The organism is Paenibacillus sp. FSL R5-192 (genome assembly GCF_000517845.1).
Taxonomy (GTDB): domain Bacteria; phylum Bacillota; class Bacilli; order Paenibacillales; family Paenibacillaceae; genus Paenibacillus; species Paenibacillus amylolyticus.
Genome location: NZ_ASPR01000009.1, coordinates 24,586 through 35,702 on the forward strand (window position 1 = coordinate 24,586; position 11,117 = coordinate 35,702).

Below are 11,117 nucleotides of genomic sequence, written 5' to 3' on the forward strand. Positions count from 1 at the left end.
GGGGAGGTTTCCCGTATGCTCGGGTTGCAATATTTTAGCTTCAATGATTTATGGAGTCCGCTTATACTGGCTTTATTTCTGATCATTGCTGCGGCTTATCTGGTGCTTGTGGGACCGTTAAGCGAGCAAATAAAGGATGCAGAACCTGCGACTGCTGCACAGAAAATCATGTTTATTACAGGGCTGTTTGTCCTGTATCTGGCTCAAGCTGGACCATTTAATCTGCTTGGTCACGTGATGTTTAGCTTCCATATGGTGAGCATGGCGTTCTCCTATCTGGTAGCCCCGCCGCTGATGATGAAAGGTTTGCCGATCTGGGTATGGCGCAAAATCGTACGCTGGTTGCCTACACGACAGCTATCGTTCCTGGCTCATCCGATCGTTGCGGCAGTGCTCTTTAACGGGCTGTTCTCGCTGTATCACCTACCGATTGTACATGATTACGTCATGCTGAATTTTACCGTTCACCGGTTGTATTATATTGCATTGTTCATCACCTCGATGCTCATGTGGTGGACATTGCTGAATCCGTTACCAGAAGGCAGACAAGCATCGGGGTTATCCAAGATTGGTTTTATTTTTCTGAATATGGTACTGCTCACGCCTGCGTGTGGATTGATTATTTTTGCGGCCGAGCCGTTGTATCAGACGTACAGCAACCCGGCAGTATGGGCTGAAGCAATGCGGTATTGTGTGTCTGGAGATTCTACGGCATTACTTCGCTCATTCGGTGGGCCTGCGTTCTTCAACTTCCTGTCTTCTGCGAAAGAAGATCAGCAGGTCGGTGGCATTGTCATGAAGTTTATTCAGGAAGGAATCTTTGCCTCCATGCTGGCTTATGTCTTTTTCCAATGGTATCGGAAAGAGAAGCAGGAAGATGATGATGATTCGTATCCTGCAGGGGGCGCAGGAGGGCCGCTCAATCCGGCTGCCAAATAATGAAGTAATGTTCTGACAAGAGGGGGAACACACGATGGATATGTATTTTTGGCTACCAACGATCAGTACTTCTTTCATTGTGATTAGTGCAGTACTGGTGGGGATTGGATGGGTACTGATTATTCGGGGGAAACGTGAGGCTCATCAGTCCGCCATGGTAGCAGGTGCGATTGCAGCTCTAATCTTCTTTGTGATCTATATGTCTCGTACAGTGTTCGTGGGCAATACGGCTTGGGGCGGGGACCCGGATCTGGAGATCTTTTATCGGATATTTCTGATCTTTCATATTATCCTCGCTACCGTGGCAGCGATATTTGGCATCTCCACACTGGTACTGGGGTTCAAAAAGAAGTTCGGAACACATCGCCGCTGGGGCAAGTTCACGTCCATGATCTGGTTTGGGTCAGCGCTAACAGGTGTTGTTGTGTATGTTCTTTTATATCTCTTATATCCTGGTGGTCATACACGTCCGGTATGGGAAGTTATCCTCGGCGTATAGAAGTAGAGATATAACCTCCGGTTACTCGGGCGTGCGTCACTATAACCTTCTGAAAATATGAAAATGGACGAATCTAGCAGATCATTCGTCCACGCTTCCTCTCTCATTCATTCATAGAATGAGTTCGAGAGGGGGAAACAAAATGAAAAAAACAGTCAACGTCAGTCAGACGTATCCACGTCTTACCGTGTATTCAGAAGAGAACTACAGAGGGAGAAGCCGCATCTATCGTGGCAACACGGGTCTTCGTAACCTGGACAATATTTTGGATGGGGTGGAGAGCCTGCGCTTTTTCTCAACAAGTTCTAATGCAACACTGGTTGTGTTTACACGTCCTAACTTCCAAGGTGGATTCCGGGTCTTCCGAGGCAACACCAACTTGAGAGATTTGGATGATCTGATCCGTGGCAATGATGTGGAATCCCTGATCTCCACCAATCAACGGTTAACGCTGGCTCAGATTCGCGCAATCCGCAGGGATCGCAGTCTGCCTAGTGGTTATAACCTCGTTTAATCGTAAGGCCTCTTCTTCTAACAGGTGCTAGAGAGCGGCAAAGGGCTGTACCCGAATTGTGTTTACACAATAACGGGTACAGCCCTTCTTTTGTGATTGGGGAATGATGTTTAATCCCCGCCACCCCCACTGTCTCCGCCGCCACTATCTCCACCGCTGTCATTGCTGCTACCACTATCGCTGTTGTGATGAGAATGTGTGTCTGATGAAGAATCCGACTCATGATGTTTGTGATCCGGTGTGTGTTTGGCATGTCGATCGTAGGAGTCATCTCCCATAATGACCGGATATCCCGAAGCAGAGTCGGTATAACCGTTGTTACGGCGGATGCGGTATCTGCCTTTTTTGGCAGAATGACGATGAGGCTCATCCCGAAGGACCAACCAGATTACGACGATAAGGAAAAGGAGGACAAATCCGATCTCTACCAGCCAATCCATAGCTGTAACCTTCCTTTCTATGATTCTAATTTATTTTAACGTAAATTCGTACTGTGTCCCATCCCGTCTTCCTGATTCAGGAAAATTAGGGGTTGACGGGATGAGAAACAGGTCTGTATACTGTGTATATTGATATATACAGTAATCACAGTAAGCAACATGAGTGAATGACAGGTGAAAGGCAGGCATGCATATGAACGAATGGAAGCAGGCATGGTGGTTGACCCGCAGCCAGATGAGTAAGGATAGGCTCCAATGGCTATGGTCTGCATTATTCATGATATACACTGGCGGCATGAGCGGTGTGATGTTTTTAGGACAACAACAGACAGATATTATTAATCCAGTAGTGGATTCCTTCTTTTTAATCATGTTGCCATTTCAAGGGTTTATGTTCTGCAGGCGCTCCTTCCGTTACATACAGGAAGATTCTTATACGCAGATGCTGGCCTACTATCGTAGAATTCCCATCCCTGAACAAGTGGTGATGTGGTCCAGGCTACAGCAGTCTCTGATGGCGTTTACGTACAATGGAATCTTTTTCTACGGATCATTATACGTGGTTAACCTTCATGTCGAAGGATTCCGATGGGATCAGTATCTGGCCTTTAGCCTTACCTGTACAGGTTATGGCCTTTTGGTAACAGGGTTCTATATTTACGGAGAGTTTCTGAACAGTGGCAAGAAATACTTGCTTCTCAGTATGCTTTTTATACCATTCGCCATTGGCATATCCATACTGATTCGAATATCAGGCAGTTACGGATTACGGATTGTAATGGATGGAAGTAAATCATGGGGGCTGCTTTCCCCGATCATGTGGATTTCTCTGGTGGCTGGCGTAGCGGGATTATGGCTGTCTAGTCGTTTTACGCTGAAGAAGCTGGTTCATCGGGATTTGAATTAAAATGAGAATTGAGCTTATGTACGAATACAGGATGAAACCGGCACGGTCAGGTAACAGACTGGAGTGTACCGGAGGGCGAGGTGCAAGATGTGAAAATACCCATTCAAATTAATGAAAATAGCGCTGAACCTTTATACCACCAAATTGAAAATCAGTTAAGATCGTTAATTATTACGGGTCAGTTGGGGGAGGGAACACATTTGCCGTCCATTCGTGAGTTCGCCGGAGCACTGAATTGCAGTGTTATTACGGTTAGACGGGTCTATCAGGATCTGGAGAATGAAGGCTTGCTTCGTACGAAGCAGGGGACAGGTACATTTGTGGCCCAGGTAGAAGCCGGTGACAGAGAAAATTATAGATTAAAGGCCGCACAGGAAGCGATGCAGGCAGCGGTGCAGTCCGGGAAATCGGTAGGCTGTACGGAAGAAGAGATGGAGAGCCTATTCCGGGAAGTCCTGAAGGCTATTTACGTGAAGTAAGGGAGTGATTCATACGTGGAACCCATAGCAATCCAGTTGAACGGCATATCCAAAATGCGAAAACGCAGAGTTATCGGCCCAATTGATCTGACCATCCCGGAAGGGTATATAGTGGCTATTCTCGGTCACAACGGTTCAGGCAAAAGCACCCTTCTTAACATGTTACAGCAAGTGGTGCTGCCAGATGCTGGGCAGATTATATGGTTTGGTCAGGAACATGATGGGCCACTTCCCATTGAACTGAGACAACAGATTGGTTTTGTGGCAGATAACGCTGGTTCAGAAGAGAACCGGATAACAGCACAAGAAGCGGCCCATTTCCGGGCGTACTGGTACCCACGTTGGGATATGAAGTTGTTCGACCAACTGATTCAGGATATGGAAGTACCTGTTGATGTGAAGCTGAACAAGATGTCCAAGGGAGAAAGGCGAAAATTTGAGATTGCAGCTGCAATTGCAGCTCGCCCAAGACTATTGCTTTTGGATGAGCCTTCATCAGGATTGGACCCCTTTGCCTGGAAAGTGATGGTTGAGCAGTTCCGTACCTTCATGGCGGGGGGAGACACCACGATTCTGATTGCCACACATATTGCAGACGAAGTCAAAAGGCTTGCGGATTACATCGTATTGATGCACCGTGGTCAGTCACTGGGGATGGCCGAGAAAGATATGGTGCTCGATCAGTGGAAAGAAGTCTGGTATGAAGGAGATTTAAGGCCAGAAAGTATTCCTGGTGTTGTGGAATCTTCTATAGAAGAGGGAGGTCTGGTTCGCGTAATTACAACCCGGGTCAGCGAGGCGCAGGAGAGGCTGGAGCTGTCCAATAACCGGGTATTGAAAATCCGTAACTTGGAATTGGATGAAGTGCTGGCATTCTGGATTGCCGGGTATGCACCCGTACAGTGGAAATAACCGAAGGGAGACGATAAATGATGAACCGATTGGAATTGAAGCAAGTCGTCAAGCAATATGCAGACAAAACAGCCGTTAATGGAGTTACGCTCAATGTAAAAGAGGGGGAGATTTACGGACTGCTCGGAGCCAATGGTGCAGGTAAAACAACAACAATGCGTATGGTGCTTGGACTGATTCACCCTGACGGAGGGAATATCCTGTACAACGGCAAGCCCTATAATACGGAGCTACAACAGATTATGGGTTATCTTCCGGAAGAGCGCGGATTGTATCCGAAGGTGAAAGTCAGCGAACAGATTAATTACCTGGCACGACTTCGTGGCATGAATGGTAAGGACGCAGATCAGAGCCTCAAGTATTGGCTGAATCGGTTTGAGGTACCTGAGTATTACGATAAGAAGATCGAGGAGTTATCCAAAGGTAATCAGCAGAAAATGGGCTTTATCGCGGCTGTAGTGCATAGACCGCAGATTCTCATTCTGGATGAAGCGTTCAGTGGACTGGATCCCGTCAACGTGGAATTACTCAAGTCCACCGTCAAAGAATTGCGTGACGAAGGCACGGCCATTCTGTTCTCTACACACCGTATGGAGCACGTTGAAGAGTTGTGTCGTCAGATCACCATTCTGCATCGTTCCAACACGGTGGTACAAGGAGAGATCAAGGAGATCAAGAGCCGGTATCCGCGTGAACAGGTATTCCTGGGCACGATTGGTAGTGTGGAAGGACTCGAACAGTTGTCTGGTGTGAAGAAAGTCGAGCGGAATGAGCGTGGGTACCTGATACATATTAGTCAGGTGGAAGCGGCTCAAGAGATTCTCAGAACAGCCATGACCCAGACGACAGTGGAACACTTTGAACTGAAGGAACCAACGCTTAACCAAATCTTTATTCGTGAGGTAGGTGAGTCGAATGAATAAAATGGGAACGATTACGGGTTTTACATTCAAAAACAAAGTTAAAACGAAATCATTCATGGTAACGACCATTGTACTTGCACTTTTAATTTCAATCGGACTCAATGTCCCATATTTCATTACCTTATTTAATGGGGGTTCCATTGGTGGAGCTTCAAGCAGTAATCCTGTAAATATTGGTCTTTTGAGTACAGGGCAGCCTGAAGTTTCCGAGAAACTGGAGAGCTTCTCTGCGGCTCAAGGAGATCAGGCCTATCGATTCATTGCCAGTGGTGACAAAGATGAGGCTGCTCTTGCGGCGGATGTGGAAGCTGGGCTTACCGATGGTTATCTGAAGTTTGAAGCAGTTTCCGGGCAAGAGTTCCCGCAGCCCATTCTATATTCAGCAGAAGACGTATCACCTCAGATCATTGCATCCATTGAAGCAGCGTTGCAGAGTGTGAAGCTGGATGTGGTTGTGAAGGATGTACTCACAGCGGAGCAGAAGGAACTGATTACAACACCTGTGAAGCTCACTGAGCAAAGTTTGAGTACAGATGAGAGCGGAGCAGGTACTGAGTCTGAAGGTAAAATGAGCCCGATTAACTATATTGTGGTGTACTTGCTGATCATCCTGCTGTTTACCTCAACGATGATGACAGGTAACATGATTGCCTCCGAGATCACAGCTGAGAAGAGCTCACGTATTATGGAGATTCTGATTACGAGTGTATCACCGCTCAGTCAGATGTTTGGTAAAATCATCGGTATTTTCATGGTGGGGATGCTGCAAATCGGGATCTTCGGAGCGGTGGTTGCCGGAAATATCTTGCTGCCGCATAACCGTGCAGTATTAGGTGATTTCAATATGAGTGTAAGTGATGTGAATAGTGCGGTTATTGTGTACGGACTCATATTCTACATTCTGGGTTACTTCCTGTATGCCGTGTTGTTTGCTGCCATTGGTTCAATGGTAAGCCGTACTGAAGAACTCGGTCAGGCTGTTCTGCCGATTACGATGTTGTCGCTTGTTTCCTTCTATATTGCGATCTTCAGTATTTCTACGCCGAACATTCTGTTGTTGAAAATCGCAAGCTTCATTCCATTCACGTCGCCGACCGCGATTCTGGTACGAATCGGCGCAGGAGTTGCGCCAACTTGGGAGATTCTAACGTCCTTAGCGATTCTCATCGTATCCATTATCATCTTCGGATGGCTTGCAGCCAAAATCTATCGCACAGGTGTGTTGATGTACGGTAAACGCCCAACCTTTAAGGAATTGTTTAAAGCCATGAAGGCATATAAGATCTAGGTTGAGTGTTTTTTAATAAAATGTGTGTTGTCGCAAATAGAGATATGCGTATTTATCCATAAATACGCATATCTCTATTTTAAATTAGCTTGCAGCCATTGGTGGCCAATTTAATGTTGAACGCGCTACATGTTGTTTAATGGTGTTCGATACAAACAGTCAAGAACGAATAATTACTCAGAAGTTATATTTAATTTGGGATGGTTGATTTTTGTATAAACAAGCTAAATTACATTCCGTAGGTCGAATTGACAATAAGTTAAGTAAATTACCTTTGTTTGTTACTAAATTTATTGAAAGTAAGAAGCATAGGCTTTTAATTGGCTGATTACAGAGAAATTTACCACAGTTCAACAAAGAACAGAAATTGAATTATCCATGCTAGAAAATATTAACGATATGTGAAAAAGAAACCTTCCTTTGGAACGATAATCTAAGAAAAATTAAAAGGATATAAGAGGGCTATAATCTATAAAGCTTTATTTTAGGGTTGACAATATATAAAATTTCAAACAAAATACATGCTATAGCATATATAAAATTCATATGCATAACTTTATGAAAGAGGGGTAGATATGTTCATATTTATCACAGTTTTACAGGTTCTATTAGGTGGTTTTTTCCTTTTTACAGGAAGCAAAATTATTTCCGGTAAAATGGCCAATGAGTTTAAACGTTTTGGACTGCCATCGTTCTTTAATGTTTTGACTGGTTCGTTCGAGATTGTGGGGGCAGCTGGTATGATCGTTGGCATCTGGATGCCTGTCGCAGCAATTTTAGCTGGTTTGCTTCTAGCCGGAACAATGCTTGCTGGAGCGTTTACTTTAATAGTCTTAGCTAAAGATCCGATTCAGAAGGCCATTCCAGCACTCATTTTGTTCATACTTAGCTTGATTGTATCCATGTATCATTTTTTCTAAACGAAATTAACGAATTTTTGACGGATTTCATGTGTAACCTTTGAGAGATCGACTATATTTGATTTAAGAAAATGATAAATGAGGGTACTGCAATGGACTTATATAATATTACCGGCTTCTTGATCCATCGTACAGATGTCAAGCTTACAAACTATTTTACGAAACAATTAAAGCCCTACAAGGTGACACCGGAGCAGTGGAGCATTATCTCCTGTCTTGATATAGATAAAGCTATGACTCAAAAAGAGCTGGCGGAGGCCATCGATCGGGATCAAACAACGGTAGTGAGAATGATACATTCTTTAGAACGCAAGGGCATGGTTCGACGTATTGTTCATGATCAAGATAAGCGCTCACATTATTTATATTTGTCCTCTACAGGTCAAGAAGTTAAAGGAAAGCTGTTGTTAACAGTTAAAAACGCGCATGACTATGTTACACGAGGTTTGGAACACGATGAATTAAATCAGTTAAAAACGATATTAGATAAACTGTACCGAAATGTGCAAGAAGATTAGTTAGACTCTATACCAGAGGATGAATCATGACAACTACATGCCGAAGCACAAAATTTGTGAGATTCTTTCCGAATGAAGCAGCAAGAATAGGGATCCAGCTTCTACTTACTTTAGAAGGAGCTATCAGAAATATATGGTCGAATATCATCGTTCACTGGATATTTAATTCCATCAATTCGATTATCCCAGCAATATTTTTAGTTGTACTCAAGCTGATAGGAGCTGCTTGATGTTTTCCTGAACATATTACTAGAGAAAGAAGGGGAGGAAAGATCATTGGATTATGATTCTAACTGGTTTTGAGATAGCGGCAATTCGCATACGATTAAGTATTTATGTTTCTGTAGAAGAATAGAAGACGGAATGATTTTAATTTAAATGAATAAAGTATTCTAAAATGAGACTGTTATCTAATACTAGATAGTGGTCTTTTTGCTATGTATAATTAAGAAAAAATATCGCAAAAATCCATATACATTATCATTTATGAAGATGCAAAATGAGTTTTGCGCTTTTTCCTACTTATCATGAAAACATGTCCTGATAGATAAGCTTTATTGATGACTTTTTCTCACTAATTATGACAAGTGGTGTGCTGTGTCGGTGGTCATATTAAATCGAGTTCAGGAGAGGGTCGATGATCATGCAGCAGTTAAAAGGGTTCTATATACAGTTTTTGAGGGAACCTCTGTGGTTTAAAGCATTGATCGATCCTGACTACACTACTACTTTCAATTGTATTTAGCAGTTCAGCCTTTTCAGAGCAGGGCAACTACCAAAGCATCTCCAAATTAGCTATCGCTATTTTCTTCGTCGCATATGGAGTGAAGCTGTGGGACAATCCGAAGGTTTCTATATCCTTTTTTTTCCTAGCGCTGATAAGTATCTATTTATCTTGGCATAGCTTAGACTTTGCGAATATCTAACATTGAACCTATATGATTGTTTCCTATTTATTGTTTCTTATCTAATGAGAGTAATAATGAAGGGAGAACGTGCTGCTCCGTTTTGGAGTGGCACCAATTCCCACCTTTATCCGTAGTATCTAAGTATGTCCATTCTATTAAAAATTGGATTGGCAACTATATTCCTTAAAGGAGGATACATAATATGAAGAATTGGAAACGCATGCTCTTATCTCTTACCATCTCAGTAGGTTTGCTTGTATCTGCAGTGCCAGCTATGGCTGCTCCACAAGGAACTTCCGTCAAGGTTAATGACCAAGCTGTGAAATATGCTACAGGAGCGCCGATCCTGGAGAAAGGTACAACATTGGTTCCGCTGCGGACTACGCTGGATGCTATGGATGTGAAGCTAACAACTGCGACAGAAGATACGATCACGGCTGTAGTAGATGGCAAAACGATTACACTCAAAAGCAAGCTTACACGTATCAACGGTGTAACGTATGCTCCAATCCGCATCGTCGGTGATGCAGCGGGTTATGAAGTTCGCTGGGATGCTGCAACGCGCACCGTGCTACTGGTATCCAAAGGTGGAGCAACTGAAACTGCGCAAACCGGTGGACGTGGCTTCATGTGGGAAGTTGAAAGCAATGGCAACACGGTCTATCTGGTAGGGTCCATGCATATTGCGGATGAGAGCTTTTACCCACTGCGTCCGGAGTTTGAAGAAGCTTTTGCCGAAGCAGATTATCTCGGGGTAGAGATTGATATTAGCAAAGCCGCTGACGAAGAGCAGCAAAAGCTGGTTCTAAGTCTGGGTTCGTATCAAGATGGAACAACACTGAAAGACCACATTTCCAGTGAAACGTATACTAAGCTGGGTGATGTATTGAAGAAAAATGGTCTGGAGTCTAACGCCTTGGATGCATTTAAGCCTTGGGTAGTAGAGAGCACACTTGCAAGTTTGAAGTCCACAACGGCAGGATACGAAGCGTCAGCAGGAGTGGATCTGTATTTCATCCAGAAAGCGATCGAGCGCAAACTTCCAGTTATTGAGTTGGAGAGTTATCAATCTCAACTTGGCATGTTTAACGACTTTTCCAAAGAAACACAAGAGGAAACACTGAAAGCGACAATCGAAAACTTCGACGTGTTGGATAACAGTGTGAAAGAAATGGCTGAGATGTGGAAAACGGGTAATGACGAGCAACTGCTTGAACTGACAAACAGCTTCTCCACTAACGAGGAATATAACAAAGCAATGCTGGTTGATCGTAACATTGGTATGGCGGACAAAATCGATGGTTACTTGAAAAACGGCAAAGGTGAGGAGTATTTCATTGTTGTTGGTGCGGCACACTACTTGGGCGATCACGGCATCGTGAAACTGCTTGAGGATAAAGGATATAAAGTAGAACGGAAATAAATATAGATTACTATAGAAGGTAACCCTTTCGTCTCGAATATGAGAGTTGAGAGGGTTGCCTTCTTATATATAGAAGAAAGACAGATTTAAATAAAGAAGATTAAGCTGCAGGATAATAAAATTGAACCTAAGAGTTCATGGTAGATTGAAGGTCCTTAATATGGTTAGATCGTGGATTTGATAAGTTTTGAAATTAACTCTTTACAAGTGTGTGTTCTACATGGTATATTCTATTTCCGGCCAAAAAAACACGAGATACACGGTGCGGCAAGCAAATGAAATAAGCTTCGAAAGAAACTTAAAAAAAGAGCTTGCAAAGTTGGTTCGGACATGATATTATATAAGAGTTGCTGAAGAGAACAACATTCGGTAACGAAACAAGTTTGATCTTTGAAAACTGAACAACGAGTGAGTAAACATTCTGCTTGCAGAATGAACGCGAAAGTT

Annotated in this window: 12 protein-coding genes; 11 read left to right on the top strand and 1 reads right to left on the bottom strand. The window is 43.5% G+C overall.

What is annotated here, in order from left to right:
• The first annotated feature begins 15 nt into the window (after positions 1-15).
• From ctaG to C161_RS05405, 3 genes are all read left to right on the top strand, one after another.
• A complete protein-coding gene (gene ctaG, locus C161_RS05395) occupies positions 16-939 on the top strand; it encodes a cytochrome c oxidase assembly factor CtaG (RefSeq protein ID WP_036613176.1) in 924 nt (307 codons plus the stop codon).
• Between the two features lie 34 nt (positions 940-973).
• The gene (locus tag C161_RS05400; protein ID WP_036613174.1) at positions 974-1,438 is read left to right on the top strand and encodes a DUF420 domain-containing protein; all 465 of its coding nucleotides are present in this window, start codon (positions 974-976) and stop codon (positions 1,436-1,438) included.
• A 142-nt stretch (positions 1,439-1,580) separates the two neighbouring features.
• The gene (locus C161_RS05405) at positions 1,581-1,952 is read left to right on the top strand and encodes a hypothetical protein (protein WP_036613171.1); all 372 of its coding nucleotides are present in this window, start codon (positions 1,581-1,583) and stop codon (positions 1,950-1,952) included.
• Between the two features lie 110 nt (positions 1,953-2,062).
• Here C161_RS05405 and C161_RS05410 read toward each other — a convergent pair whose 3' ends face one another.
• The gene (locus tag C161_RS05410; protein ID WP_036613168.1) at positions 2,063-2,392 is read right to left on the bottom strand and encodes a hypothetical protein; all 330 of its coding nucleotides are present in this window, start codon (positions 2,390-2,392) and stop codon (positions 2,063-2,065) included.
• Positions 2,393-2,585: 193 nt separating this feature from the next.
• Between C161_RS05410 and C161_RS05415 the strand changes: the two genes are divergently transcribed.
• From C161_RS05415 to C161_RS05455, 8 genes are all read left to right on the top strand, one after another.
• A complete protein-coding gene (locus tag C161_RS05415; RefSeq protein ID WP_036613234.1) occupies positions 2,586-3,299 on the top strand; it encodes a hypothetical protein in 714 nt (237 codons plus the stop codon).
• Positions 3,300-3,388: 89 nt separating this feature from the next.
• Positions 3,389-3,778, top strand: coding sequence for a GntR family transcriptional regulator (locus C161_RS05420; RefSeq protein ID WP_036613231.1), 390 nt, complete (start codon positions 3,389-3,391; stop codon positions 3,776-3,778).
• A gap of 15 nt (positions 3,779-3,793) precedes the next feature.
• The gene (locus C161_RS05425; RefSeq protein ID WP_036613165.1) at positions 3,794-4,690 is read left to right on the top strand and encodes an ATP-binding cassette domain-containing protein; all 897 of its coding nucleotides are present in this window, start codon (positions 3,794-3,796) and stop codon (positions 4,688-4,690) included.
• A 20-nt stretch (positions 4,691-4,710) separates the two neighbouring features.
• Positions 4,711-5,613: an ABC transporter ATP-binding protein gene (locus C161_RS05430; protein ID WP_036668607.1), complete on the top strand. Its 903-nt coding sequence runs from the start codon at positions 4,711-4,713 to the stop codon at positions 5,611-5,613.
• Entirely contained in the window at positions 5,606-6,901 is a 1,296-nt protein-coding gene (locus C161_RS05435) for an ABC transporter permease (RefSeq protein ID WP_036613163.1), read from the top strand. Before C161_RS05430 ends, C161_RS05435 begins: the two co-directional genes overlap by 8 nt.
• 575 nt (positions 6,902-7,476) lie before the next feature.
• Complete coding sequence (locus C161_RS05440) at positions 7,477-7,821, top strand: DoxX family protein (RefSeq protein ID WP_036668601.1); 345 nt, start codon at positions 7,477-7,479, stop codon at positions 7,819-7,821.
• Positions 7,822-7,913: 92 nt separating this feature from the next.
• On the top strand, positions 7,914-8,339 hold the full coding sequence (locus C161_RS05445; RefSeq protein WP_036668603.1) for a MarR family winged helix-turn-helix transcriptional regulator: 426 nt from the start codon (positions 7,914-7,916) through the stop codon (positions 8,337-8,339).
• A gap of 1,110 nt (positions 8,340-9,449) precedes the next feature.
• Complete coding sequence (locus C161_RS05455) at positions 9,450-10,670, top strand: TraB/GumN family protein (RefSeq protein ID WP_036668605.1); 1,221 nt, start codon at positions 9,450-9,452, stop codon at positions 10,668-10,670.
• Positions 10,671-11,117 lie beyond the last annotated feature (447 nt).